At 43.8% G+C, this 25,925-nt stretch carries 22 protein-coding genes; 17 read left to right on the forward strand and 5 right to left on the reverse strand.

The window, feature by feature from the left end; translation table 11 throughout:
• Positions 1-9 precede the first annotated feature (9 nt).
• Together GTK07_RS06525 and GTK07_RS06530 are read left to right on the forward strand one after the other, a co-directional pair.
• Entirely contained in the window at positions 10-507 is a 498-nt protein-coding gene (locus GTK07_RS06525) for a hypothetical protein (RefSeq protein ID WP_163634241.1), read from the forward strand.
• Between the two features lie 97 nt (positions 508-604).
• Complete coding sequence (locus GTK07_RS06530; protein ID WP_163634243.1) at positions 605-1,720, forward strand: TlpA disulfide reductase family protein; 1,116 nt, start codon at positions 605-607, stop codon at positions 1,718-1,720.
• A 53-nt stretch (positions 1,721-1,773) separates the two neighbouring features.
• Here the strand turns inward: GTK07_RS06530 and GTK07_RS06535 are convergent, their stop codons facing one another.
• The gene (locus tag GTK07_RS06535) at positions 1,774-2,424 is read right to left on the reverse strand and encodes a rhomboid family intramembrane serine protease (protein WP_163634245.1); all 651 of its coding nucleotides are present in this window, start codon (positions 2,422-2,424) and stop codon (positions 1,774-1,776) included.
• Positions 2,425-2,476: 52 nt separating this feature from the next.
• On the opposite strand from GTK07_RS06535, the gene GTK07_RS06540 reads away from it, so the two are divergent.
• The gene (locus GTK07_RS06540) at positions 2,477-3,400 is read left to right on the forward strand and encodes a lysophospholipid acyltransferase family protein (RefSeq protein WP_163634247.1); all 924 of its coding nucleotides are present in this window, start codon (positions 2,477-2,479) and stop codon (positions 3,398-3,400) included.
• Positions 3,401-3,478: 78 nt separating this feature from the next.
• Positions 3,479-4,009, forward strand: coding sequence for a YybH family protein (locus GTK07_RS06545; RefSeq protein WP_163634249.1), 531 nt, complete (start codon positions 3,479-3,481; stop codon positions 4,007-4,009).
• On the opposite strand, the gene glmM is transcribed toward GTK07_RS06545, so the two are convergent.
• On the reverse strand, positions 4,006-5,397 hold the full coding sequence (gene glmM / locus GTK07_RS06550) for a phosphoglucosamine mutase (RefSeq protein WP_163634251.1): 1,392 nt from the start codon (positions 5,395-5,397) through the stop codon (positions 4,006-4,008). The genes GTK07_RS06545 and glmM overlap by 4 nt on opposite strands.
• Positions 5,398-5,488: 91 nt before the next feature.
• On the opposite strand from glmM, the gene GTK07_RS06555 reads away from it, so the two are divergent.
• The 3 genes from GTK07_RS06555 to GTK07_RS06565 are packed head-to-tail and all read left to right on the forward strand — an operon-like array spanning position 5,489 to position 8,680.
• On the forward strand, positions 5,489-6,082 hold the full coding sequence (locus GTK07_RS06555; protein ID WP_163634253.1) for an acyl carrier protein phosphodiesterase: 594 nt from the start codon (positions 5,489-5,491) through the stop codon (positions 6,080-6,082).
• Positions 6,070-7,752 (forward strand): gamma-glutamyltransferase, encoded by a 1,683-nt coding sequence (ggt, locus tag GTK07_RS06560; RefSeq protein ID WP_163634255.1) that lies wholly within the window; start codon positions 6,070-6,072, stop codon positions 7,750-7,752. Before GTK07_RS06555 ends, ggt begins: the two co-directional genes overlap by 13 nt.
• 10 nt (positions 7,753-7,762) lie before the next feature.
• Positions 7,763-8,680, forward strand: coding sequence for an ATP-grasp domain-containing protein (locus GTK07_RS06565; RefSeq protein WP_163634257.1), 918 nt, complete (start codon positions 7,763-7,765; stop codon positions 8,678-8,680).
• 11 nt (positions 8,681-8,691) lie between these two features.
• Here GTK07_RS06565 and GTK07_RS06570 read toward each other — a convergent pair whose 3' ends face one another.
• Positions 8,692-9,444, reverse strand: coding sequence for an XRE family transcriptional regulator (locus GTK07_RS06570; RefSeq protein ID WP_163634430.1), 753 nt, complete (start codon positions 9,442-9,444; stop codon positions 8,692-8,694).
• Between the two features lie 100 nt (positions 9,445-9,544).
• Between GTK07_RS06570 and GTK07_RS06575 the strand changes: the two genes are divergently transcribed.
• The 3 genes from GTK07_RS06575 (at position 9,545) to GTK07_RS06585 (ending at position 12,512) form a co-directional block, all read left to right on the forward strand.
• On the forward strand, positions 9,545-10,807 hold the full coding sequence (locus tag GTK07_RS06575) for a putative DNA modification/repair radical SAM protein (protein ID WP_163634259.1): 1,263 nt from the start codon (positions 9,545-9,547) through the stop codon (positions 10,805-10,807).
• A gap of 111 nt (positions 10,808-10,918) precedes the next feature.
• Positions 10,919-11,695, forward strand: coding sequence for a TIGR03915 family putative DNA repair protein (locus GTK07_RS06580; RefSeq protein WP_163634262.1), 777 nt, complete (start codon positions 10,919-10,921; stop codon positions 11,693-11,695).
• A 37-nt stretch (positions 11,696-11,732) separates the two neighbouring features.
• The gene (locus GTK07_RS06585; protein ID WP_163634264.1) at positions 11,733-12,512 is read left to right on the forward strand and encodes an HNH endonuclease; all 780 of its coding nucleotides are present in this window, start codon (positions 11,733-11,735) and stop codon (positions 12,510-12,512) included.
• A gap of 9 nt (positions 12,513-12,521) precedes the next feature.
• Here GTK07_RS06585 and GTK07_RS06590 read toward each other — a convergent pair whose 3' ends face one another.
• Positions 12,522-13,046 (reverse strand): hypothetical protein, encoded by a 525-nt coding sequence (locus tag GTK07_RS06590; protein WP_163634265.1) that lies wholly within the window; start codon positions 13,044-13,046, stop codon positions 12,522-12,524.
• 82 nt (positions 13,047-13,128) lie between these two features.
• Between GTK07_RS06590 and GTK07_RS06595 the strand changes: the two genes are divergently transcribed.
• The 6 genes from GTK07_RS06595 (at position 13,129) to GTK07_RS06620 (ending at position 24,441) form a co-directional block, all read left to right on the forward strand.
• Positions 13,129-14,877: an APC family permease gene (locus GTK07_RS06595; RefSeq protein WP_163634267.1), complete on the forward strand. Its 1,749-nt coding sequence runs from the start codon at positions 13,129-13,131 to the stop codon at positions 14,875-14,877.
• A gap of 104 nt (positions 14,878-14,981) precedes the next feature.
• A complete protein-coding gene (gene uvrA, locus GTK07_RS06600; RefSeq protein WP_163634269.1) occupies positions 14,982-17,843 on the forward strand; it encodes an excinuclease ABC subunit UvrA in 2,862 nt (953 codons plus the stop codon).
• Between the two features lie 18 nt (positions 17,844-17,861).
• On the forward strand, positions 17,862-18,548 hold the full coding sequence (locus GTK07_RS06605) for an LOG family protein (RefSeq protein ID WP_163634432.1): 687 nt from the start codon (positions 17,862-17,864) through the stop codon (positions 18,546-18,548).
• Positions 18,549-18,562: 14 nt separating this feature from the next.
• Entirely contained in the window at positions 18,563-21,394 is a 2,832-nt protein-coding gene (locus GTK07_RS06610) for a gluzincin family metallopeptidase (protein ID WP_163634434.1), read from the forward strand.
• Between the two features lie 158 nt (positions 21,395-21,552).
• A complete protein-coding gene (locus GTK07_RS06615; protein WP_163634271.1) occupies positions 21,553-23,964 on the forward strand; it encodes an alpha-ketoacid dehydrogenase subunit alpha/beta in 2,412 nt (803 codons plus the stop codon).
• Positions 23,965-24,063: 99 nt separating this feature from the next.
• Entirely contained in the window at positions 24,064-24,441 is a 378-nt protein-coding gene (locus GTK07_RS06620) for a DoxX family protein (protein ID WP_163634273.1), read from the forward strand.
• A 1-nt stretch (position 24,442) separates the two neighbouring features.
• Here GTK07_RS06620 and holA read toward each other — a convergent pair whose 3' ends face one another.
• Positions 24,443-25,444, reverse strand: coding sequence for a DNA polymerase III subunit delta (gene holA, locus GTK07_RS06625; RefSeq protein ID WP_163634275.1), 1,002 nt, complete (start codon positions 25,442-25,444; stop codon positions 24,443-24,445).
• Between the two features lie 27 nt (positions 25,445-25,471).
• Between holA and GTK07_RS06630 the strand changes: the two genes are divergently transcribed.
• Complete coding sequence (locus tag GTK07_RS06630; RefSeq protein ID WP_163634277.1) at positions 25,472-25,918, forward strand: type I restriction enzyme HsdR N-terminal domain-containing protein; 447 nt, start codon at positions 25,472-25,474, stop codon at positions 25,916-25,918.
• The last annotated feature ends 7 nt before the right edge of the window (positions 25,919-25,925 follow it).

Below are 25,925 nucleotides of genomic sequence, written 5' to 3' on the forward strand. Positions count from 1 at the left end.
GAGAAACACATGAAGTTTACCACATTATTTGCAGCGCTTTTTTTGTTTGTAACAGCCAGCCTTAGCGCACAGGAAATTTCCGAACATGCCCTTGGTCTTCGATTGGGTGACAGCGACGGATTTGGAGCAGAGATTTCGTACCAAAAATCCGTTGGCAGCTCCAATCGGGTGGAGTTTGATCTTGGATGGCGTGACAGCCGTGAATTTGATGCCTTTAAACTGACCGGTGTGTACCAATGGGTGCGTCCTTTGGACGGTAATTTCAACTGGTACTACGGCGTTGGTGGTGGATTGGGCAGCGTTGATTTTGAACCGAACCCGAATTTTGATGATGATAACGATGGTCTTTTTGTTTTTGCAGCCGGAGATATCGGCATCGAGTACAACTTCGACATCCCTTTGTTAATTTCATTGGATTTCAGACCCGAAATTGGCCTTGTTGGCTATGATGGATTCGATAATGACTTTGATTTTGATATCGCCCTGGGCATCAGATATCAATTCTAAATAAAAATCCAAAAGATGACAACCCTTGGTTCTTAGTGGGCCAAGGGTTTTTTTATGCCATATGGAATCAATACCTTAGCACCTTAAACTTTGTGAAATGAAAAAAATAATTGCCATTGTACTTGGCGTTTTAGTATTGGCATCATGCAGTTCAAAATCTGACGGATACACGGTCAATGGAACCATATCCGGTGAACCGGAGAACGGACTTAAAATATTCTTGAAAACCACGGATTCCCTTAATCAGTTGATCGACATTGATACAACGACTATCGAAAATGGAATCTTCACCTTTTCCGGTGCACAATCTGAACCTAAATTACACTACATTTTTGTAGATCAGGTTCGTGGTAACGTGCCGGTAGTTCTTGAAAATGGGGATATTGAAGTGGAATTTCAAAAAGACAGCATCGCCTTCGCCAAAATAAAGGGAACCGAACAAAACGATATGTTCATGGATTTTTTAACGGAGTCGAGAAAACTATCCGAAAGGGCCTTGTCCATGCAAAACGATATGCGCATGGCTGCCCAAAAACAGGATACCGCTACAGTGACGGCGCTTCGCGAGGAGTTCATTGAATTTCAGGAAGAGGCAAAAAACTTCAACGTGAACTATGCCAAAGAGAATCCCAGTGCACTGATTGCCGTATTGATAGTGGGCAATCTTTTGAACACCAAGGCCATTCCGGTAAACGAAGTAAGGGAGATTTTTGAAAATCTTACTCCGGAAATAAAAGCAACCGAACCTGGTAAAAAGATTCAGGAGCAATTGGATAAGATGAAATCTACCGAAGTTGGAGATGTTGCGCCTGATTTTTCTGCCCCAACTCCAAATGGAAATCTATTGGCATTAAGTGACGTGACCGGAAATTCCAAGTTGACCTTGGTGGACTTTTGGGCCGCTTGGTGTAGACCATGTCGTGAAGAAAACCCAAATATCGTGGCCGTTTATAACAAATTCCACGACAAGGGTTTTAATGTAATAGGTGTTTCTTTGGATACCCAGGCCGATGCATGGAAAGGTGCCATTGCATCAGATGGCTTGGCATGGAACCATATTTCCAACCTACAGCGGTTCAACGATCCCATAGCCAGAATGTACAACATCAATGCCATACCGGCCGCTTTTTTGTTGGATGAAAACGGTGTGATCGTGGCTCGCGACCTAAGGGGCCCTGAGCTTGAAGAAAAAGTAGCCCAGATGCTCAACTAAGCACAGAAAACATATTTTACAAAAAAGCTCGGGCATGTCCCGAGCTTTTTCATTTATATCTTGCCCATTTTTTCGAGTGCAAAAAGAATGATGATGGGTATGGCCAACAAAACCACGATCAAGGTGTCCGTTACCAAAAGTTCCGGACGGAACAAAAGCGTGGTAACATACCCTCCAATGGCCCCGCCAAAATGGGCCGTATGCCCTATATTCCCCAACCTACTCTTCATTCCATAAATGGAATAGAGCAGATAACCGATTCCCAAAACATAGGCCGGCAAGGGAATGGGAATGAACATGATGCCCAGTTGCATATCCGGGTTCAGCAAAATGGCGGCATACAGGATGCCGGTTACCGCTCCACTGGCCCCCACTGCACTATAGTAGGGTTCATCTTTATGAAAAAAGAGGGCCAATAGACTGCCTCCCAACAAACTCACAAAGTACATGATCAAAAACTTGCCCGGGCCCAGCCATCCTATCACCACATCCGCAAAAAAGTAAAGGGTGAACATATTGAAGAACAAATGGGAAATATCCACATGTAAAAAACCTGAGGTGACCATGCGTTCCCGCTGTCCTGCCCTAATGGCATTGATCAGGAACTTATACCTGTCAAAAAAAGTGGAATCACTGAATCCTTTTAGGGATGCCAGTACATTGGCGGCCATAATGGCAATCGTAGCTACATGCAAATTGGTCATTGCGTAAAGGTTTGGTTTCAAATATAGCTATATTTGCACACAAGAAAAGCCCATGCAGTTGCTAGTTTATATCCTTGCCTACCCTTTGCTCTGGCTGGTCTCCCGGCTCCCATTCAAGGTTATTTATTTTTTATCGGACGGAATCTTTGTAATCCTTTACTATGTGATAGGTTATCGTAAAAAAGTGGTGCGCAATAATTTAGCCCTGGTATTTCCCGAAAAAAATGAAGAAGAGCGCTTGTTGATAGAGAAAAAATTCTTCAGACACATGTGCGATATCTTTTTGGAGATGATCAAGACCATGGGCATCAGTAAAGAAGAGATCCAGAAACGGTTTACCGTCGCCAACATCGAAATACTGAACAACCTCGAAGACCAGGGCATAAACACCATGCTCATGCTACCCCATTATGCCAGTTGGGAATGGGTACTCTCCTTGAACCTTCAGATAAAGTCCAAGGGTTATGGCATCTATCAAAAGATACAGAACAAGTATTTTGATAAATTGATACGAAAAATAAGGGGCAAATTCAATACAGAATTGATTTCCACAAGAGAATCCAGAAAAATCCTGAAGGCCGCTAAAGAAAGTAAAGAACTATTAATGGTGGGCATCATAAGTGATCAATCCCCTATGGTGGGGAGGGCCAAATATTGGACTGAATTTATGGGAATAACAGTTCCTGTGCACGTCGGCGGTGAAGAAATCTGCAAAGCAAACAATATTATCCCGGTATATCTTAAGATCCGTAAAAAGAAAAGGGGGCATTATGAAGGCACCTTCAAAATTCTTTCCGAAAACCCCACCGAGGTCGAGGACTATAAAATCACCGATGCCTTTTTAAGGGAAACAGAAAAATCCATTCGCGAGGCACCTGAATACTATTTCTGGACCCACAAACGCTGGAAACATAAGGACAAGGTTCCCAAAGAGTTCAACAGCGAAGTAGTCGAACGATTGGTGGACCAGCAATAATCCTATTGTTTTCATAAAAGATTTTAGCATCAGGCAAATGTTTTTTAACATTGAGGCTTAATCATCAATCATCAAAAAATGAAATTTTTTGCTTCATGTGCATTGTTAATATACACCTCCCTTTGTTTTGCCCAAGGTCCTGCCAAGCCCATTTCCGATGAAATTCTAGAATCCATTAAAAAGGATGTTTGGATCCCCTTCATGGAGGCATACGATCAACTGGATTCCCAAAAAATCAAATCCATTCACACCAAGGACATTGTTCGGCAAATGGTAGATCAAAATAAGATTGAAACAGGGGAAAATTACCTTGAAAATTTCGGTGGTTTTTTAGCATCCGTAAAAGACCACGGCAATAAACTGGGGATTGCCTTTGCCATTCTTAACACAGCCATCAACGAAACGGAAGATGTTGCCATCCAAACAGGTTATTACCAGTTGAGTTCCCAAAATGAGGGTGACCCTTCACTCATCGTTCGGGGTTATGGATATTTTAATGTCGGTTTACGAAAAGAAAACGGCACGTGGAAAATCTGGATGGATTCCGATAAACACACCGACATTTCCGAGGATGATTTCAATAATTGTGAAATCATTTATAAGCTCTAAGCCAATCCTGCTACTTCCTTGATTTCCAAAATGATCCTATCCGCAAGGGCATCGGCCTCCTTTTGGGATTTTGCCTCTGTATAGATTCTGATAATGGGTTCTGTATTGGATTTTCTCAGATGTACCCAGTTTTCAGGAAAGTCGATTTTTACCCCATCAATCGTTGAAACCTCTTCATCTTTGTATTTGTCGTGCATGGCTTCGAGCAAGGCATCCACATCCAATTCGGGGGTAAGCTCAATCTTCTTTTTGCTCATGAAATAACTTGGATAACTAGCCCGTAGTTCAGCAACGGTTCCTCCCCTTTCTGCCATCAACATCAAAAACAAGGCAGTGCCCACCAAGGCATCCCGGCCATAGTGACTTTCAGGATAGATGATACCACCATTGCCCTCGCCACCGATGATGGCATTGTTGGCCTTCATTTTGGTCACCACATTGACTTCTCCCACAGCTGCGGCTTCATACGTTCCGCCATGTTTTTGGGTAATATCCCTCAAGGCCCTTGATGATGATAAATTGGAAACGGTATTCCCCTTGGTCTTGCCCAAAACATAGTCGGCGCAGGCCACCAAAGTATACTCCTCCCCGAACATTTCCCCATCATTGCTGATAAAAGCCAATCGGTCCACATCGGGATCGACGACGATTCCAAAATCAGCTTGCTCTTCTACCACTTTTTTACAGATGTCACCCAAGTGCTCCTTTAACGGCTCGGGATTGTGTGGAAAATGCCCATTGGGCTCGCAGTACAATTTCACCACTTCCACCCCCAGTTCTTGAAGCAATTTCGGGATGGCAATACCCCCTGTAGAATTCACTCCGTCCACAACTACTTTAAAACCAGCTTTTTTTATGGTTTCAGCATCTACCAAGGGTAACTCCAACACTTCATCAATATGAATATCAATATAGGAGTCATTCTTGATAATTTCTCCCAAATCATCCACTTCGGCAAATTCAAAATCCTCTTTTTCAGCCAATTCCAAAATTTTTGCACCTTGTTTAGCATCCAAGAACTCGCCTCGCTCATTCAACAATTTAAGGGCATTCCATTGTTTGGGGTTATGACTGGCCGTTAAAATGATGCCCCCATCCGCTTTTTCCAAAGGAACCGCAATTTCAACGGTGGGCGTGGTGGACAATCCCAAATCTATGACATCGATACCCAATCCTACCAAAGTGGAAACCACCAAGTTTTGGATCATTTCACCCGACAAACGGGCGTCCCTTCCAATCACCACAATCAACTTCTCTTTATTGGAATAGTCCTTCAACCATGTGCCATAAGCGGCCGCAAACTTTACGGCATCCAATGGTGTCAGGTTGTCATTGGTCTTGCCTCCTATGGTACCTCGTATTCCAGAAATTGATTTGATCAGTGTCATAATTGTTAAAAAAGTTTGTGCAAATATAAAGGGGCATTCCCTAATCCATGTTTTGAATTTGTAAATTTCGACATAAAAGTTTTTTGCCCCGATGAATTTCTTGGCCCACATCTATCTGTCTTTTGATGACAAGGAAATTACCTTGGGTAACTTTTTTGCGGACCATATCCGAGGCAACAAGTACAAACATTTCCCAGAAAACATTCAGAAGGGTATCTTGCTGCACCGTGAAATTGACACCTTTACCGATGCACACCCCATTGCCAAACAAAGCAGCAAACGACTCCATAAAAACTATAGCCATTACAGTCGAGTGATCGTGGATATTTTCTACGACCACTTCCTGGCGAAAAATTGGACGGACTATTCCGAGGTTCCCTTGGATGACTATGTGGAAAACTTTTATAACCTTTTGGAGGAAAACTATGAAGTACTTCCCTTGGCTACCAAACGGATGATGCCCTACATGATCGCGGACAACTGGCTCCTCAACTATGCCAATTTAACGGGTATTGACCGAGTACTCAATGGGATGAACCGCCGTACCCAAAACAAATCCAAGATGAATTTCGCCATTTTGGACCTTGAAGAACATTACACGGATTTTGAAAACGAATTCACCGCTTTTTTTGAAGAATTGATTACCTTTTCCCGACAAAAATTTATTTCCCTATGCGAAGACTGATACTCCTGCTCCCCCTTATCTTTTTCATCAACTGTAAACAACAACCAGCAACCCCAACCGGACTGGTCGCCGAAAAGGCGATGGTGGTTTCTGCCCGAGAAGAAGCCTCCAAAATTGGCGTGGAAATCATGGAAAAAGGCGGTAATGTTTTTGATGCCATGGTGGCCACGGAATTGGCCTTGGCCGTTGCCTATCCCTTTGCGGGGAACTTGGGCGGAGGTGGATTCATGGTCTACCGTAAAAACAATGGTGAAGTAGGTGGTATCGATTATCGTGAAAAAGCCCCACTGGCCGCCCATAAGGACATGTATTTGGACTCCTTGGGCAATGTAATCCCTGGAATGAGCACAACAGGTGCCACTTCTGCGGGAGTCCCCGGTACCGTGGCCGGGGTTATGGAAGTGCACAAAAAATTTGGTTCCCTTCCCCTATCAGAAATCATGGAACCCATTATTGCATTGGCCAAACGTGGCGTTGTGGTTACGGAAAAACAGGCCAAACGATTGGAAGGCACCCGGGAGCGTTTCATTGAGGCCAATGGGGACAGCTCCAAATTCGCCCAACCCTTTAAGGCTGGTGATACCATTAAATATCCAGAACTGGCCAAAACCTTGGGAATTATCATGGAAAAAGGTCGTGATGGTTTCTACAAAGGCGAAGTGGCCCAAAAATTGGCCGCTTTCGTACAGGAAAAAGGCGGATTCATCACCGAAGAAGACTTGGCCAAATATGAGGCCAAATGGAGAGACCCCATTGAATTTGACTACAAGGATATCCACGTAATTTCCATGAGTCCTCCCAGTAGTGGCGGCGTCACCATCAACCAGATTTTCAAGATGATGGAGCCGTACAACGTGGCCAAGTTTGGTCACAATTCCGCCAAGACCATCCAATTGTTCGCGGAAGCCTCCCGTCGCGCCTATGCCGATCGGAATTACTTTTTGGGTGACCCCGACTTTGTCGACATTCCTTACGATATACTGTTAAACGATGATTATTTAAAGGAACGGATGGCCAATTTCTCTTTTGATAAAGCCACTTTATCTTCGGATGTAAGCCATGGTGAAGTGGAAATCATCGAGAGTTCCGAAACCACCCACTACTCCATTGTGGATAGTGAGGGGAATGCCATTTCGGCCACTACTACACTTAACGGCGGTTATGGCTCCAAGCTCTACTGTGATGAACTTGGGTTCTTTTTGAACAATGAAATGGACGATTTTAGCTCAAAACCAGGAGTGCCCAACATGTTCGGATTGGTAGGGGCCGAAGCCAACAGCATCGCTCCCGAAAAACGGATGTTAAGCAGTATGACCCCAACCATCGTGGAAAAAGATGGTAAACTGTATATGGTCGTGGGCACCCCTGGTGGTTCTACCATCATCACCGCAGTGGCCCAGACCATACTGAATGTGTACGAGTTCAATCTGAGCATGCAAGAAGCGGTCAATGCACCAAGGTTCCACCACCAATGGTTGCCCGACATGGTCATCTTTGAGCCCGAAGGTTTTTCAGAGGAATTGATCAACGAACTGAAATCAAAAGGATACATCATCAACGAAGAGCGCACCCCCATCATTGGAAAAGTGGATGCCATTCGCGTATTGCCAGATGGAAAACTGGAAGGCGGCGCCGATAAACGCGGTGATGACAAAGCGGTCGGATTTTAATTTTTCCTAGATGCAGTTTGATGTTGTTGTGCTAACGGACCACAGGTATGTGGCCCCAGAAAAACGTACGCCCTACGTGGAAAACGTGCTGTTGGAAGACCGATTGGTGCTTGAAGCCTTGCAGGAACAAGGGTTAAGAGTCATCCGAAAATCATGGGACGATGCAGGATTTGATTGGTCCAGCACCAAATTGGCCGTGTTCCGAACCACATGGGATTATTTTGACCGGTTTGATGAATTTTCAAAATGGTTCCAATCCGCAAGTCAACAGACCCAATTTGTCAATTCCAAAGAGCTCATTGACTGGAATATTGACAAACACTACCTGAAAGACCTTTCCGATGCAGGTGTGACCATCCCCAAAACGTTTTTTGTGGAAAAAGGTACCCAAACAACTTTAAAAGAGGCTTTTACGGAAGCTATTGACCATTTTGGGTTCAGAGCGGATATTCTAGTGCTGAAACCTTGTGTGTCTGGAGCGGCCCGACATACCTACAAAATCAAAAGGGAAGATATTTCCAATCACGAAGCAGTCTTTCAAAAATTGATTTTCGAAGAAGCCATGATGATCCAGGAATTTCAGGAGAATATTGTTTCGGAAGGAGAAATTTCCATGATGCTGTTCAATGGGGAGTTTACCCATGCCGTACTGAAAATTGCCAAACCAGGCGATTTTAGGGTGCAGGATGATTTTGGTGGCAGTGTTCACGAATACCAACCTTCGGAAGAACAAATTTCGTTTGCCCAAAAAGTGGTGAATGCTGCTCCTGAACTTCCAGTGTACGCGCGAGTTGATCTTTTCAAGGACAATGACGGGAACTGGGCCTTGGCGGAACTGGAAATATTTGAACCCGAACTTTGGTTTCGACGCAATCCAGAAGCGGCCCAAACACTGGCTAAAGCCATTAAAAATCGGTTCTTCGAGTAGAAATCGGAAAATTATTTGGCAATCTGTCGTTTCAGTTCCTCCATGGATTGTTGCAATTGCTTCAACAAACCGGTTTCGGTGGTCGCATCAATATTAAAGGTGAGTTTGCTGCTTACTTCCCAGATTTCCTGAATTTGGAAGGGCTTGATCTCGTAAGGTGGATAAATTTCATTCAAGGACACTAAGGTGATATTGTTGGAATTGGGTTTCCTTTCAATCTTTTTCACCATAACGGAATCTTGGAGGACCACCACATACATTTTGTTGGGACTTACGTGATCAATATGCTCAATGGCACGGGCCAACACCCAATCATTGGGCCTTAAATTAGGCAACATACTATCCCCCTCCACTTGAAATCCCCGATACGTTGCGTTACGAAATTCTGGAATAGGCAAATCAAAAGCAGGAAGTTGTCGGTACCAACTGGTATCGGAAATGTTTTGGGGATAGCCCGCGGCAGCCTTGGCATTCACGAGGACCATGTTGTCGTTATCGGCATTGTCCACCGTAACCACTTTGGGGATCACACTGGTCTTGGAGGTATCCAAATGTTTTTGGTCGCTTTCCCCGAACAACCACAATGGGTTGATCTTGAACTGTTTTAAAAGTTCTGAGACCACTTTTCCAGAAAGTTTGGTCCTACCACGTTCAATATCGGCCGTGGTGTTCTTCACGCCCAACAAATCGGCAAATTCCGTTTGGGTGTAGCCCAACTCGCGTCGGATATCGGTAAAGCGTTTTAGTGTCAGTTCATTTTCCACAACCCAAATATATACAATTTGGATTATTTCCAAAACTTTTTATGGAATATTTCCATTTATTGGAATATTTCCATATTTTTGATTGGAATATTTCCAAGTTATGGACTTCGATAGAGTACGAGAAAAATTGAACATACTGGCTGATGCCGCCAAATACGACGTCTCCTGTGCCAGTAGCGGCAGTAACCGGACCAACAAAACAAAGGGTCTGGGCAATGCTTCCAAAATGGGTATTTGCCATAGCTACACCGAGGATGGACGCTGTATCTCCCTGTTGAAAATCCTATTGACCAATCACTGCATCTATGATTGTGCGTATTGCGTGACCCGCAAGAGCAACGACATTAAAAGGGCTGCCTTTAAGATTCAGGAGGTGGTGGATTTGACCATCAACTTTTATAGAAGAAATTATATTGAAGGTTTGTTTTTGAGTTCCGGTATCTTTAAAAATGCGGATTACACCATGGAACGCTTGGTTGCCGTGGCGAAGAAACTCCGGGAAGAGGAAAATTTCAACGGGTATATTCATTTAAAATCCATTCCTGGGGCCAGTGATGAACTCATGTACGAAGCCGGATTATATGCGGACCGACTTTCGGTGAACATTGAGGTGCCCACCATATCCGGACTGAAACTATTGGCCCCAGACAAAAAGCACGAAGACTTTACCAAACCCATGCTGAAGGTGAAAAATGAAATCGTGCGGTACCAAGCGGAACGAAAAATCATCAGAAGCACACCCAAATATGCCCCAGCCGGACAAAGCACTCAAATGATCGTGGGGGCTTCCGGGGAAACGGACAAGGATATCATGTACTCCGCCACCTATTATTACAAAACCTACCAAATGAAACGGGTATATTATTCTGGTTATGTGCCTGTTGCGGATGATGCCCGCTTGCCGGCCATTGGCTCTCAGGTGCCCATGTTACGGGAAAACCGATTGTACCAGACCGATTGGTTGTTGCGCTTTTACGGTTTTGCCGTGAACGAGATCTTGAACAAAGACTATCCCAACCTCGATATGGAGGTAGATCCCAAACTTTCGTGGGCGTTGCGCAACCTACACCATTTTCCAGTGGATGTGAATACGGCGGACAAACGCCTTTTGGCCCGTATTCCGGGGATAGGGATGCAGTCCGTTCAAAAAATCATGGATGCCCGAAAATTTAGAAGATTGAACTGGGACCATCTGAAAAAAATCGGGGTGGCCCTCAACCGTGCCCAATATTTTATGGTGTGCGATTCCCGTCATTGGGAGCGACGCGACCTGGATGCGGCGAAAATCAAGGGGATGATCTTGCAGACTTCGTCCGGCAAGTTTCGGAACCAATACAGTACACAATTATCATTGTTCAATTAACAATAAGCAATTAGCAATGAACAACTGTGTCATTTCGAACGAATGTGAGAAATCTAGATTTCTCAGTCGCGAACTCCTTCGAAATGACATAAAAACCAAAACACAAGCGTTATGAATGCTTCAACAACCTTAATGTACGACGGCAGCTTCAACGGTTTTCTCACAGCCGTATTCGTTGCTTTTGATGAAAAGATTTCTGTGGCAGATATTCAAAAAAATGGTCGTTGCCAAAATGGACTTTTTTCTGAAACGGAGACCATTTTTACCCATGTGGAAAAGGCCAAACGCGTTTGGAACGGAATCCGCAACAAGAGTCATAATGCCATTTCAAACGTGTATTTTGCTTTTTTGAGCGAAACCGAAGGTGTGGAAATGTTATTATTTGATTACATCCAAAAATTGATGCGGACCCAAAACGGCAAGTATTTGGATTATTCGGATAGTACCGTTTTGCACATCAGTCAATTGGCTAGAAAGGTGGGGCGTGAAAAACACCGCATGGAGGCTTTTGTGCGGTTCCAGTTGACCAAGGACAACATCTATTTTGCCAACATTGAACCTGATTTTGATGTGCTGCCCCTCATTTCCAAGCATTTTCGGGACCGCTATGCGGACCAGCAATGGCTGATTTATGATGTAAAGCGCAAGTACGGTATCTATTACAATCTGGACCATGTGGAAATGGTGTCCTTGAACCTAAAGGACATCCACCATAACAAAATTCATAAAAGCGATGCTTTTGTCAATGGGGAATACGAGTACCAGACCCTATGGAACGACTATTTCAAAAGTACCGGAATCATATCCCGGATCAATCCCAAATTGCATACGCAACATGTACCCAAACGCTATTGGAAGTATTTGAGTGAGAAAAAGGAGGCGGTTTGATTTTTAAATGAACTAACATTGTATAGTAATTTATTTAATGAAATGTATTTTTTGCGATAACGAGAATGAAGCTAAATCTTCGGAACATATTGTTCCTGAATCTTTTGGCAACACCTTCTATATTCTTCCAAAAGGTGTTGTTTGCGATTCCTGTAACAATAGCTTTTCAACCTTTGAATCCAAGGCTTTAACCGATTCTGTTTTTGTGTTTGAAAGAGCTAGATTTAGTGTTCCGTCAAAAAAAAGGAAAGGCGCAAAAGGAAAGGTAAACGAACTAATCATTGAAGCAGATGAAAAATTCAGAAAGGGTCATCTTTTCATTAAAGGTCTAAACAATGAAAATGTAAAGAATTTTGATGCACATACTCAATCATTTAAATTGGTTGTTTCGGCATTTGACAAAAGTGAAGTTGCGGCTTCCAAACTTTTTCTAAGCATGGGAATGGAAGCTATTTATCAATCACAAAGGAATCTGTATGACAAACACTCATTTAATGAACTCAAAGAGTTTATTACCAAAAAAGATAATACAGATTGGCCTTTCATTTCTACGGATTTCGAAACTGACAAGTTCAAGAGTATTCCAACATATTACGACAAATACAGGCTTAAAAAAATATACTGCTCCTTGTCATATTTGGAAGTAGATGATAAAACTTTGCTTTTCAAATTCAAATATGGAGGTATTGCGATGACCATAAATCTTCTGAATAGAGATTACCAGTGGATGGAGCTTTTTTACAAGCGAGATAAAAGTTCTTGCATTTTTCCAAGACATTTTGAAAGAAAGTTTCTCAAGAAAGTAAAAAAGAAATGATTCGATTTGTCACTTCCCCTTCTCCCCCACAAAATAATCGCTCTTGCTTTTGAAGAGTACATTAAAACTGGTCAAGCTGCCATAAATACGGGTAATGTATTGCTGTAGGTCAATTTTTTCCTGATCGTCCAGATTGTTGCTGCTGTTGATCTTTTGTTCCATCACACGGATACGGTCGCGCACCATCACGATCTTATGAAAAAAGGTCTCGATGGGCATTTCCTTGTTCTGGGTGGCATCCCCCGGGTCCAAAATCAGTTTGCCGCCTTTCCATTTATCCGCAATGGCCACTTTTTCGTGGGTATCGCTCCATTTTTCCAAAATCTGGACAAGTGAACGTTCGATATCAAAAAAGCTCACGGAATCCATTTCGTCCTCTACTCCTTCGATGACTTCAAATTCGGAGTCCAGGTCAATGGTCTCCAATCCGTTTTCCAAAAAAGTGACCCAATAATGTTTTGATGATACGTTCGTTACCACGCCTTTGCCATATTCGGGGTGGTCAATACGGGAGCCGATACCCAATAGTTTCATAAATCTGGTTTTTATCGCCCGTAAATTTAGAATTTTTACAACTTTACCCTACATTCGTTCTAGCTTTTATAAGCCATCTTACATGGAACCACAAAAATTAAGGGTAAAACTCGGAGAGTTGGCCTCTACATCCATCAGTGGTAACGACATCAGTTCTTCTTGCCTGTACGTATCCGCGTTGGCGGTGTTGCATGCCGGTCAATACGCTTGGATTTCCCTGTTGATCGTAGGGGTCGTCCTGTTTTTGTTCAGAAAGATTTACGGGGAAGTGGTCGGAGCCCTTCCCATGAACGGTGGGGCCTACAACGCCCTCTTGAACACCACGAGCAAGGGAATGGCTTCCTTGGCCGCTTCTTTAACGCTGTTGTCCTATATGGCCACCGCGGTGATTTCCGCCAATGAGGCTATGGCCTATCTGGGCACCCTGGTGCCCCAACTCCCCATTATTTTGGCCACCATTGGACTATTGGCCATCTTTATGGGATTGGTAATCATCGGTATCGGGGAATCGTCCAAAGTAGCCATCGCTATTTTTATCTTCCACTTGTCGTCGTTGATTTTATTGTCCTCATTTGCCGGCATGTACCTTTTTGAACACGGGCTAAAAGTATTTACGGACAACAATGCCTTGCCCGTAAAACATGGGGCACTCCCCATGGCCCTGTTCTTTGGCTTTTCGGCCGCCATGTTGGGAATCAGCGGGTTCGAAAGCTCGGCCAACTTTGTGGAAGAACAGAAAAAAGGTGTTTTCCCTAAAACTCTACGCAATATGTGGATCGTGGTGACCATTTTCAACCCATTGATCGCGTTCTTGGCCTTGGCGGTGTTGCCCATTTCTGAGATAGAACACAACCGCGAGGCGTTGCTCTCCATCATGGGGAACCAAGCTGGCGGCCCATGGTTGTCCACATTGGTTTCTGTAGATGCCGTATTGGTGCTCAGTGGTGCGGTGCTTACTTCCTTTGTGGGTGTTTCAGGGCTTGTGGAGCGGATTACCTTGGACCGAATTCTTCCCCCATTTCTCTTAAAGCGAAACAAAAAGGGAAGCACCTATCGCATTGCCATTGTTTTCTTCTTACTCTGCGTGTCCATATTGTTGATTACCGAAGGGAATCTGGAAGCTTTGGCTGGGGTCTACACCATTGCATTCTTGTCCGTGATGGCCTTGTTCGGAATCGGCAACATTTTGCTGAAGGTGAGGCGAAAAAACCTACCGCGACCTGAACGTTCAGGTTGGTTATCCTTATTGATCGCTATTGCTGCGGTTATTGTGGCCTTAGCAGGGAACATCATTCTTAACCCAGATTATTTGGCGGTGTTCATGGAATATTTCATTCCCACCATTGCCTTGGTCATGGTAATGTTGAACCGCACGGCTTTGCTCAAGTTGCTTTTGCGATTGATCCGCTATTTCTTGGATCCCATCAACCGCTTTTTGGTTCGGTCCTACAAAGGCATCAACCAGACCATCAACAGGATCAACGACCAAGAGTTCGTATACTTCACCAAAAAGGACGACGTAGCCTTATTGAACAAGGTACTTTTGTACATCCGAAACAATGAGCACACCCGAAAGCTCAAGATCGTGTCCGTTTTCCCCGAAGGGGAACAGGCGACTAAAAGCTTTGTGTCCGACCTTGATGTGCTGGACAGGGAATACCCTGAAATTAAAATAGAATACATTCAATTGCATGGAAAATTCACGCCACAACTTATCAAAAAACTGTCGGCGGAGTGGAACATTCCCATCAATTTCATGTTCATCGGAAGTCCTAGCGACAAGTTTCCCTACCCCTTGCAGGAACTGGGGGGCGTACGGTTGATCATCTGATATAAGAAGCCTCAATTTAGATGCTTTCTATTAACAAAAACGAAAAGCAAACCTCCTTCTTTTTTACGTGTCAAATCGCTACTTTTGAAGCTTTGCTATGATTTATGGTCAACTACGAAGAACATATTGAGGTCAAGGGTGCCCGGGTACACAACCTGAAAAATATCGATGTCACCATTCCACGTGAAAAACTCGTAGTGATCACTGGACTTTCGGGCAGTGGAAAATCCTCTTTGGCGTTTGATACTATCTATGCTGAAGGCCAGCGACGTTACATTGAAACCTTTTCGGCCTATGCACGGCAATTCTTGGGTGGCTTGGAACGACCCGATGTGGACAAGATAGATGGCCTATCCCCAGTTATCGCCATAGAGCAAAAAACCACCTCCAAATCTCCTAGATCCACCGTAGGCACCATTACAGAAGTATACGATTTTCTGCGACTGCTGTTTGCCCGTGCCGGGGATGCCTATAGTTACAATACGGGAGAAAAGATGGTCAGTTATAGTGATGAACAGATCAAAAAACTGATCATTACCTCCTACCTCGATAAGAAAATCAACGTATTGGCCCCTGTAATCAAATCCAGAAAAGGTCATTATCGGGAACTGTTCGAACAAATTGCGAAACAAGGTTTTGTAAAGGTCAGGGTCGATGGTGAGATCACGGACATTACCAAGGGCATGAAGGTGGACCGATACAAGACCCACGATATTGAAATTGTCATCGATCGTTTGAAGGTTTCCGATACCGAGGATTTCCACAAACGCCTGACCGAAACGATCAATACCGCCATGTACAGTGGGGAAAATGTATTGATGGTGTTGGAAGAAGGTGAGGCGGAACCTCGTTATTTCAGCAGGGATCTCATGTGTCCTTCCACGGGTATCTCCTATCCTACCCCAGAACCCAATACATTTTCGTTCAACTCGCCAAAGGGTATGTGCCCTGAGTGCAGTGGATTGGGACATGTGTACGAAGTAAACGTTCAAAAAATCATGCCCAACACCAAAATCTCCATAAAAGCCGGTGGTTTGGCGCCTTTGGGCGAGTACAAGAAATCCTGGGCCTTCAAACAGTTGGAGACCATTGCACAACGATACCAATTTGACCTTTCGGATGCCCTTGAAAAAATCCCCGAAGAAGCCATGGAGGTCATTCTGTACGGCGGTAAGGAAAGTTTTGAGGTCGACTCCAAATCCCTCGGGGTCAAACGTCAATATAAAATTGAATATGAAGGTATTGCCAATTTTATAAAGACACAATTTGAACAAGCGGATTCCACATCCATCCAAAGGTGGGCCAAGGATTTCATGGATAAAGTGAAATGTCCCTCCTGCCATGGAGCAAGGTTGAGACAAGAATCCCTTTACTTTAAGATCGGTGAAAAGAACATTGCCGAGTTGGCCCATATGGACATCACCGAGTTGGCTACGTTCTTTCAGCAGCTTGAAGATACTTTGGAAGGAGATCAAAAGATCATTGCCGAGGAAATCATCAAGGAAATCAAAGCACGGATCGGTTTTTTACTGGATGTGGGCCTCGATTACCTATCCTTGGATAGAAGTTCCAAATCCCTATCCGGTGGTGAAGCGCAACGTATCCGACTGGCAACCCAAATAGGCTCACAACTGGTGGGGGTGCTCTATATTTTGGACGAACCGAGTATCGGCTTGCACCAAAGGGACAATGAACGCTTGATCCATTCATTAGAATCGCTTCGGGATATTGGCAATTCCGTGATTGTGGTAGAACACGACCGAGATATGATCGAACGTGCAGATCATGTAATCGACATAGGCCCAAGGGCCGGAAAACATGGGGGTGAGATCATTTCCGAAGGGAGTCCGCAAGAGTTAAAGGACCATCATACCCTAACCGCACAATACATTACAGGAGAACTGGAGATTCCTGTTCCAAGTGAAAGAAGAAAAGGAACCGGAAAAAAAATAGTGCTTTCAGGCTGTACGGGCAATAATTTGAAGGATGTGACCGTGGAATTCCCTTTGGGAAAACTTATCGGGGTCACTGGTGTATCGGGAAGTGGCAAATCTACCTTGGTGAACGAGACCCTATACCCTATCATGAATGCGCATTACTTCAATGGGGTCAAAAAACCCATGCCGTATAAAAAAATAAAAGGGTTGGAGCATATCGACAAAGTTATCGACATCAACCAATCCCCTATTGGAAGAACGCCTCGATCCAATCCTGCAACTTATACAGGGGTGTTTAGCGAAATTAGAAATCTTTTTGCCAAAACTACCGAGGCAACCATCCGCGGATATAAACCGGGTCGTTTCAGTTTCAATGTGGCAGGAGGCCGATGTGAAACCTGCCAGGGAGGCGGTCTTAAAGTGATCGAAATGAACTTTTTGCCCGATGTGTACGTGGAATGTGAGACCTGTAACGGCAAACGATTCAACAGGGAAACCTTGGAAATCCGCTACAAGGGAAAATCCATTTCGGATGTACTGGAAATGACCATCAACGAAGCGGTGGATTTCTTTGAGAACATTCCCAAGATTCATAGAAAGCTCAAAACAATAAAAGATGTGGGTTTGGGTTATATATCATTGGGGCAACAATCCACCACTCTTTCCGGGGGTGAGGCACAACGGGTAAAACTGGCAACCGAATTATCCAAGCGCGATACCGGAAACACATTTTACATCCTCGACGAACCTACAACTGGACTACATTTTGAAGATATCAGGGTGCTCATGGAAGTACTCAACCAACTGGTGGACAAAGGCAACACCATATTGGTGATCGAACACAATTTGGATGTCATTAAAATGGTGGATTATATCATAGACATAGGATATGAGGGCGGCCGAGGCGGGGGAATGGTGGTGGCAACCGGTACTCCTGAAGAAGTAGCGAAGGACAAAAAAAGTTATACGGCCAAATTTTTAAAGAAAGAATTGGAGAACACCAAGCAAAAAATTGCGAGGGCAATTTAAATAGATACGACTATGCAAATGCGCAAAGAACAACATTCCAAAGAATGGAATGAGATTAAGACCAATGACTCTTGGGCCATTTTCAAGATCATGGGAGAATTTGTAAACGGGTTTGAAAAAATGAGTGCCATTGGCCCATGCGTTTCCATATTTGGTTCTGCAAGGGTAAGACCTGGCAATAAATACTATGACCTGGCAGTAAACATTTCCAAACGTATTTCCGAGGCGGGATATGGAATCATCACGGGTGGTGGTCCGGGCATCATGGAAGCCGGAAACCGGGGTGCCAGTCTAGCAGGCGGTACTTCCGTGGGCCTCAACATTGACCTTCCGTTTGAACAGCACGACAACCCCTATATTGACGAAGACAAAAGCCTTGACTTTGATTATTTTTTTGTGAGGAAGGTGATGTTCGTAAAGTATTCACAAGGATTTGTGGTCATGCCAGGAGGTTTTGGCACCTTGGACGAACTTTTTGAGGCCATTACCCTTATCCAAACCCATAAGATCCATACGTTCCCAATCATTTTGGTAGGAACCGATTTTTGGCAAGGTCTGATCGATTGGGTAAAAAATACCATGTTGGAAGCAGGCAATATTAGCCCAAGGGATCTTGACCTGATCAAAATAGTGGATACCGAGGACGAGGTAGTTGAAATAATAGACGCTTTTTACAAAGGTAGAACCCTTAGCCCGAACTTTTAATCGAGTTTATTTTGATGTACCTCCGAGTTCCATATCAGGCAGCTTTGCTTTTCTTTTTACTGTGTTCCTCACTTTGGGGGCAGCACAAGAATGAAATTGTGGCAACCCTTGATGGACCGAGTAACCAGATCAGGATTCGGCAGAAATTCACTTATGTGAACCATTCCTCCAGTGGGCTTTCCTCCCTTTATTTCAATGATTGGAACCATGCCTATTCCAACAAGAACACCGCATTGGCAAAACGCTTTGCGGAAGAGTTCAACAGGGGGCTCCATTTGGCAAAAGACCGTGAAAGGGGACAGACGACCATCATGTCCATTGTGGATCAGAACTATACCGGATTGAATTGGGAAAGGGTTGGTAATCGGGATTTGATTGCCGTTACCTTGAACGATATTCTCCGCCCTGGGGCATCTGTGGAACTTTTTCTTACCTACACCATCAAATTGCCGAATGCAAAATTTACGGGTTACGGTGCCTTGGATGACGGTGGGTACAACCTAAAGGATTGGTACCTCTCCCCTGCTGTTTTTGATGGGTATTGGCGACTCTATGACAACAAGAACTTGGACGATCTTTACACAGACGTTACCGAAACTTCCATCAACCTGACCTTTCCGGAGCGGCTTTACATTGCTTCCAATTACAGACAATCCATTGTCTCCCAATTTCCTGGCGGACAGCACATACAACTTTTTGGGGACAAGAGAAAAAACTGCGAGATCATTCTTTCTACCCAAAAAACGTTTACAAAACATGTTACTGGGCCTTTAACGGTCACTACTGATATTGAGTCCAACAAATACGATGAAATATCCCAAGGGATTTCCATCAACAGGGTTGCCGATTTCTTGGAAGAGAACCTTGGCAAGTACCCACATGAAAACTTGTTGGTAAGCGAATACGACTACAATAAATCACCATTGTACGGGATTGGCCAGCTTCCTTCCTTTATCAGGCCTTACGAGGAGCAGTTCCAGTTTGAGATGAAATTCCTAAAAACCGCCGTTCGTAGTTATTTAAGGGAAACCCTATTCTTAGATCCTCGCCAAGAGCGATGGGTGAACGATGCCATTGGGTATTACCTTATGATCCATTATGTGGAAGATCATTATCCCGATCAGAAATTGGCCGGTAAACTCTCAAAAATTTGGGGCATAAAAAATTTCCATTTTGCCCAAATGGACTTTAATGAGCAGTATGCCTTGTTCAGCATGGTTTCTGTAAGAAAAAATATTGATCAGGCCTTGACCACCAGCAATGACTCCTTGATCAAATTCAACCAAAAAATCGCGAATGGATATAAGGCAGGGTTGGGTATGTCTTACCTCTCCAATTATCTGGGGGAGCATAAAATAGACAGCAGTATAACGGATTTTTACAAAAATTTCAAGCTGAGACAACATGTTTCTGCCCTGGATTTTGAAAATACCATCAAGGCCCATACTGATAAGGACATCAATTGGTTTTTTGACGAATACGTCTCCACCGATAAAAAGATTGATTTTAAGATCAAGAAAATTACCAAGACGGATGATTCCATTTCCCTGACCATAAAAAACAAGCGGGGCACCAATGTTCCTATTTCGCTTTTTGGACTTCAGAAAGATTCGGTCATCTCCCATTATTGGTTCACAGGAATTGATTCCACTAAAACGGTGACCCTTCCTAGAAATGGGGAAGACCGTATGGTATTGAACTACGACCAAAAAATCCCAGAATTCAACCAACGGGACAACTGGAAAACCCTGAACGGGTTTTTATCCAGCAACAAGAAACTCAAGTTCCAGTTCTTTAAGGATACGGAAGACCCAAACTACAACCAAGTTTTCTATGTTCCTGTGGCCAACTTCAACATTTATGATGGTATTACTCCTGGTTTGAGGCTATACAACAAAACGTTTTTGGAAAGACAGTTTTTATATGACATATCCCCTACCTATTCCTTTTTGGAACGCACTCTGGTAGGAAAAGCTGGTTTCCGTTATCGGAAATACCATAAAAAAACGGGATTGTACGTAACCGATTTTTCGTTTGCCGGTTCCACCTCCCACTTTCAGGAAAATTCACGTTTCTCTACCCTTACTCCTGCCATAACCTTGGGGTGGAGGCCCAATGATTTGCTATCCAACCGCAGACAATACCTCATGTTTCGTTATAGGGATGTTTTCCGCAGTGTGGATGCCGCCCTTGCGGACCAAATTGACACCGACCCCAATTATGGGGTGATGAACGTTCGTTTCACAGATGTGGACAACAATATCCTGAACTATGTTTCCTGGTCTTTGGATGCCCAGCATTCCAATGATTTTTCCAAGCTGGCCTTTGAAATGGAATACCGAAAACTATTCCAAAGCAACAGGCAGTTTAACCTGAGGTTCTATGCAGGCAAATTTTTAAGGAACAATACAGCATCCGATTTCTTCAGCTTTGCGTTGGACCGTCCCACGGATTATATGTTCGACCTAGCCTATCTGGGAAGGTCTGAAAGTTCTGGGTTGTACAGTCAACAGATCATTATTGCCGAAGGAGGGTTTAAATCCAAGTTAGAAAATCCGTTTGCGAACGATTGGATCGCCACTACCAACGCCAGCACCAATATTTGGAGATGGGTAGAGGCATATGGTGACCTGGGTTTCTTAAAAAGCAAAGGGGGTGATTCCCGTTTTGTCTATGACTCAGGAGTCCGTTTGAACTTGGTCACCGATTATTTTGAATTGTACTTCCCTGTTTACTCCAACCGAGGATGGGAAATTGGCCAAGACGATTATGGCCAACGCATCCGTTTTATTGTCACCATTAGCCCCAAAACCCTAGTGGGCCTATTTACAAGAAAATGGTTCTGATTTATCATATTGATAAATTGAAAGTTTAAAATTGGTTATTGTTTGAATTTTTTGTTTTAAAATCAGAATAATGTTGTTGAATCGATATTTTATTAACATGGTCTGATATTGCTGATTTGTATGTATTTTAGTAATTTCGCAGAAATCGACATTAGCCCATGAAACCTGACCCGAGTACCAGCAACGATATTTCCTTCGAAGATTTTCGATCGCAGATCCTTCAGGATTATGAAATTGCCGTGACCAGTAGGGAATGTAGCTTGTTGGGCCGTCGTGAGGTACTCTCCGGAAAGGCCAAATTTGGCATTTTTGGTGATGGAAAGGAACTACCCCAACTTGCCATGGCCAGGGCGTTCCAAGATGGGGATTTTAGAAGTGGCTACTACAGGGATCAGACTTTTATGATGGCCTTGGACTACTTGAGCCCCAAAGAGTTCTTTCATGGACTTTATGCCACTACGGACATCAACAAAGATCCCATGAGTGCCGGCAGGCAAATGGGCGGCCATTTTGTGACCCATAGCCTGAACGAGGATGGTACCTGGAAGGATCTCACCAAACAAAAGAACAGTAGCGCGGACATTTCGTGTACTGCAGGTCAAATGCCCCGCCTGTTAGGACTTGCACAAGCATCTAAAATATACCGAAACATAAAGGAGATAGACCAAACCAACTTTTCCAACAATGGAAACGAGGTGGCTTGGGGAACCATTGGCAATGCCAGTACCAGTGAAGGCCACTTTTTTGAAGTAATCAACGCGGCCGGGGTAATGCAGGTTCCCATGGTCATCTGTATTTGGGATGATGAGTATGGCATTTCGGTGCCTTCTGAATTCCATACAACCAAGGGTGATATTTCCGAAGCTTTAAGTGGATTGCAGCGCGACGAAGAAAACAAAGGGTATGAAATCCTTAGAGTGAAAGGATGGGATTATACCGCCTTGATCCATGCTTTTGAAAATGCCTCTGATATTGCAAGGGAAGAGCACGTACCTGTAATGATTCATGTTACCGAATTGACTCAACCCCAAGGACATTCCACCTCTGGCTCCCACGAGCGTTACAAATCCGCCGAAAGGTTGGAATGGGAACGGGAACACGACTGTAATAAACAATTCAGGGAATGGATCCTGGAAAACGGCATCTGCACGGAAGAGGATCTAAAAAAACTGGAACGAGACATCAAGCATAAGGTCAGGACTGCCAAGAAAGAAGCTTGGTCCGAGTTCTTAAAGCCCCATTTGGAAGCCAAAAAACAGTTGGTTCAACTATTGGATCAAGCCGCAAGCAAAAGTCCGAACAGGGTATTTATAACCAAAATAAAGAACGACCTGATAGCCATTGAAGAGCCACTGAAAAAGGATTTGGCAAGTAAGTCCCGACATGCGCTTCGTTTTTTGTTAGGTGAAAACACTCCGGAAAAAAAACAACTACAACATTGGATTTCCAACTTTTTGGAGAACAATGAACCCAAATACAGTTCCCATTTATACAGTGAACTGGGTAATAGGGCCACCAATATACCGGCCGTATACCCCTCTTACTCCAACAACACCGAAGAAGTGGACGGGAGGATTATTCTTCGGGATAATTTTGAAGCCTTGTTCGAAAAATACCCTGAAGCATTGGTTTTTGGCGAGGATACCGGAAACATTGGTGATGTAAACCAGGGACTGGAAGGACTTCAGAAAAAATTTGGGGAACTAAGGGTTGCCGATACGGGTATCCGTGAAACCAGTATCATTGGTCAAGGCATCGGGATGGCGCTCCGTGGGTTACGTCCCATAGCGGAGATCCAATATTTGGACTATATCCTGTATGCGATCCAAACGTTAAGTGATGACCTTGCCACCTTGATGTACAGAACAGTGGGCAAACAAAAGGCCCCGTTGATCGTGCGTACACGCGGGCATCGCCTAGAAGGCATTTGGCATTCGGGCTCCCCAATGGGAGGTTTGATCCATCTGCTACGTGGAATGTACATACTCGCCCCTAGAAACATGACGCAAGCTGCCGGGTTCTACAATACTCTAATGAAGAGTGATGAGCCCGCATTGATCATTGAAAGTCTCAACGGTTACCGATTGAAGGAGAAATTGCCAACCAATTTGGGCGAATTCTGTACCCCAATAGGAAAAGTTGAAGTTTTAAAACAAGGTTCGGACATCACCCTGCTTTCCTATGGTTCCACTTTGAGGATTGTTGAAAAAGTGGCACAGGAACTTCTTGAAGTGGGTATTGATGCAGAAGTTATCGACGCGCAAACCCTTTTACCTTTCGATTTGGGTCATGATGTGGTCAAAAGTCTTCAAAAAACAAATAGACTTTTGGTCATAGACGAGGACGTTCCGGGAGGATGCTCTGCCTATTTATTGCAAGAAATTGTAGAAAAGCAAAGGGGGTACAAATATTTGGACAGTGCACCGCAAACCTTGACATCTAAAGCACATCGACCTGCTTACGCTACAGATGGCGACTATTTTTCCAAACCGAACGCAGAGGATATTTTTGAGAAAGTTTACGGCATCATGCACGAAGTAGATCCAAAATCGTTCCCAAAACTGAGATAGTTTTCAACCCATGTATCAACTCAAACACGCTTTTCATAAAGTAATATTGTATTTTTTGAAACTTTATTAATAATTTCACGCTGATTAAATCCCCCATGAATGAAAAATAACACGCTTATACACCTTGGGTTGGCATTATTGAGGATTGTTCCTTCCGCATTCATGATGACCCATGGCTACCCCAAACTTATGAACTTGATCAACGGCAATACCGAATTCGCCAACCCCTTTGGTATTGGTCAGGCACCTACTTTGTTTTTGGCCGTTGTGGGCGAATTTATCTGCCCAATTTTGATGATCGTTGGGTTCAAGACCCGTTGGGCTGCCATACCAACCGCCATTACCATGTTTGTGGCAGGATTTATGATCCACGGTGCCGATCCCTTCGGAAGCAAGGAACTGGCACTTCTTTACCTAACTGTGTTTGTTGTGATCATGCTATTGGGCCCAGGCAAATACAGCGTGGATAAAAAGTAAGCTATACAATTTGAACCAATAATTCTTTAAGCAAGTCCGCTTGCGCCATATTATTGGCCCCAACACCTTTGCTCTTAAGATCCAAGTCCCTTAGGTTTGAGATGATACCGCTCACTCTTTTCATAGGGTAATTTTTCGCGGCCACGGTAAACTCGCTCACAAAGTAAGGGTTAATACCCAATGCTTTGGCCACATTGCCCGGTGAGTGATCGTGCAACCCATGATATTGTAACAACTGGGTGAAGAAAGTGTTCAACAAGGTAATGGTGACCACAAAAGGATTGTCCTTTGGGTTTTGTGCAAAATAATCGATAATCCGGGATGCCTTTTTCACATCGCGCTCGCCAATGGCCTTCTTCAATTCAAAATTGTTGAAATCCTTGCTGATCCCAATATGCCGTTCAATAATTTCCGCCGTGATTTCTGTATCCTGGGGTACTACCAAAGAAAGTTTGTCCAACTCGTTGCTGATTTTACTGAGGTCTGTTCCCAAAAACTCCACCAAAAGCACGCAGGATTTAGGTGAAATTTTATAACCCTTTCCACTCAGGGTCCTTCGGATCCAATCGGCCACCTGGTTTTCATACAGTTTGTTGCTCTCAAAAAGTTCCCCGCTCTTCTGAATAGCCTTGTATAGCTTCTTCCTCTTATCTAGTTTTTTGTATTTAAAACAGATGACAAGAATGGTGGTCGGTTGGGGATTTTCCACATAGGAAATCAAGTTTTCAATGGTCCTGGAAAGGTGCTGTGCTTCCTTTACGATGATGACTTGATACTCTGCCATCATGGGAAAACGTTTGGCATTGGCCACTACATCTTCCACTGTGGTGTCTTTTCCATAGAGCACCATTTGGTTGAAACCCTTTTCCTCTTCGGTCAGGACATTGTCCGCAATGTATTGTGATATTTTGTCAATATAATAGGGCTCCTCACCCATTAAAAAATAAATAGGTTTAGGATTGCCCCTATTGATTTCCGCTACAATTTCCTTAACTCTTTCCATTCCAAAAAAAATCGTCATTTTTGCTCAATGCAGCCATTGAACTTTCCCAAATATGAGTTCCGAATCAAAAATAGCCAAAATAGGCAGTACATTTTTGACGGCATCCGTAAAAAATTTGTGGTGCTGCAGCCAGAGGAATGGGTACGGCAGCACTTGGTGCATTTTTTGATCTTTACCAAGAATTTCCCCAAAAGCTTGATCAATGTGGAGAAACAATTGACCGTGAATTCCTTGAAGAAGCGCTACGACATAGTAGTTTTCAATCCTGACGGATCCATATTCTTGTTAGTGGAATGCAAGGCACCCGAGGTGAAAATAGACCAAAACGCCTTTGACCAAATTGCCCGTTATAACTACGAATTAAAGGCCAGCTATCTTTTGGTGACCAACGGTTTGGAACATTATTGTTGTGAAATGGACCTCGAGCATGAAAAATACAGGTTTTTGGAGGATATTCCTGATTTTAGCCTTTAATTTGCCT

The organism is Flagellimonas sediminis, assembly GCF_010500845.1.
Lineage (GTDB): Bacteria > Bacteroidota > Bacteroidia > Flavobacteriales > Flavobacteriaceae > Flagellimonas > Flagellimonas sediminis.

Excerpts from the sequence above, each read along its gene's own strand:
- GTK07_RS06590 (WP_163634265.1), bottom strand. The coding sequence starts at position 13,046 with ATGAAACTATTGGGTATCGGCTCCCGTATTGACCACCCCGAATATGGC.
- GTK07_RS06530 (WP_163634243.1), top strand. The coding sequence starts at position 605 with ATGAAAAAAATAATTGCCATTGTACTTGGCGTTTTAGTATTGGCATCA.
- GTK07_RS06555 (WP_163634253.1), top strand. The coding sequence starts at position 5,489 with ATGAATTTCTTGGCCCACATCTATCTGTCTTTTGATGACAAGGAAATT.
- holA (WP_163634275.1), bottom strand. The coding sequence starts at position 25,444 with ATGGAAAGAGTTAAGGAAATTGTAGCGGAAATCAATAGGGGCAATCCT.
- GTK07_RS06565 (WP_163634257.1), top strand. The coding sequence starts at position 7,763 with ATGCAGTTTGATGTTGTTGTGCTAACGGACCACAGGTATGTGGCCCCA.
- uvrA (WP_163634269.1), top strand. The coding sequence starts at position 14,982 with ATGGTCAACTACGAAGAACATATTGAGGTCAAGGGTGCCCGGGTACAC.
- GTK07_RS06540 (WP_163634247.1), top strand. The coding sequence starts at position 2,477 with ATGCAGTTGCTAGTTTATATCCTTGCCTACCCTTTGCTCTGGCTGGTC.
- GTK07_RS06580 (WP_163634262.1), top strand. The coding sequence starts at position 10,919 with ATGAATGCTTCAACAACCTTAATGTACGACGGCAGCTTCAACGGTTTT.
- GTK07_RS06585 (WP_163634264.1), top strand. The coding sequence starts at position 11,733 with ATGAAATGTATTTTTTGCGATAACGAGAATGAAGCTAAATCTTCGGAA.
- glmM (WP_163634251.1), bottom strand. The coding sequence starts at position 5,397 with ATGACACTGATCAAATCAATTTCTGGAATACGAGGTACCATAGGAGGC.
- GTK07_RS06605 (WP_163634432.1), top strand. The coding sequence starts at position 17,862 with ATGCGCAAAGAACAACATTCCAAAGAATGGAATGAGATTAAGACCAAT.
- GTK07_RS06535 (WP_163634245.1), bottom strand. The coding sequence starts at position 2,424 with ATGACCAATTTGCATGTAGCTACGATTGCCATTATGGCCGCCAATGTA.
- GTK07_RS06525 (WP_163634241.1), top strand. The coding sequence starts at position 10 with ATGAAGTTTACCACATTATTTGCAGCGCTTTTTTTGTTTGTAACAGCC.
- GTK07_RS06630 (WP_163634277.1), top strand. The coding sequence starts at position 25,472 with ATGCAGCCATTGAACTTTCCCAAATATGAGTTCCGAATCAAAAATAGC.
- GTK07_RS06620 (WP_163634273.1), top strand. The coding sequence starts at position 24,064 with ATGAAAAATAACACGCTTATACACCTTGGGTTGGCATTATTGAGGATT.
- GTK07_RS06575 (WP_163634259.1), top strand. The coding sequence starts at position 9,545 with ATGGACTTCGATAGAGTACGAGAAAAATTGAACATACTGGCTGATGCC.
- ggt (WP_163634255.1), top strand. The coding sequence starts at position 6,070 with ATGCGAAGACTGATACTCCTGCTCCCCCTTATCTTTTTCATCAACTGT.
- GTK07_RS06545 (WP_163634249.1), top strand. The coding sequence starts at position 3,479 with ATGAAATTTTTTGCTTCATGTGCATTGTTAATATACACCTCCCTTTGT.
- GTK07_RS06615 (WP_163634271.1), top strand. The coding sequence starts at position 21,553 with ATGAAACCTGACCCGAGTACCAGCAACGATATTTCCTTCGAAGATTTT.
- GTK07_RS06595 (WP_163634267.1), top strand. The coding sequence starts at position 13,129 with ATGGAACCACAAAAATTAAGGGTAAAACTCGGAGAGTTGGCCTCTACA.
- GTK07_RS06610 (WP_163634434.1), top strand. The coding sequence starts at position 18,563 with ATGTACCTCCGAGTTCCATATCAGGCAGCTTTGCTTTTCTTTTTACTG.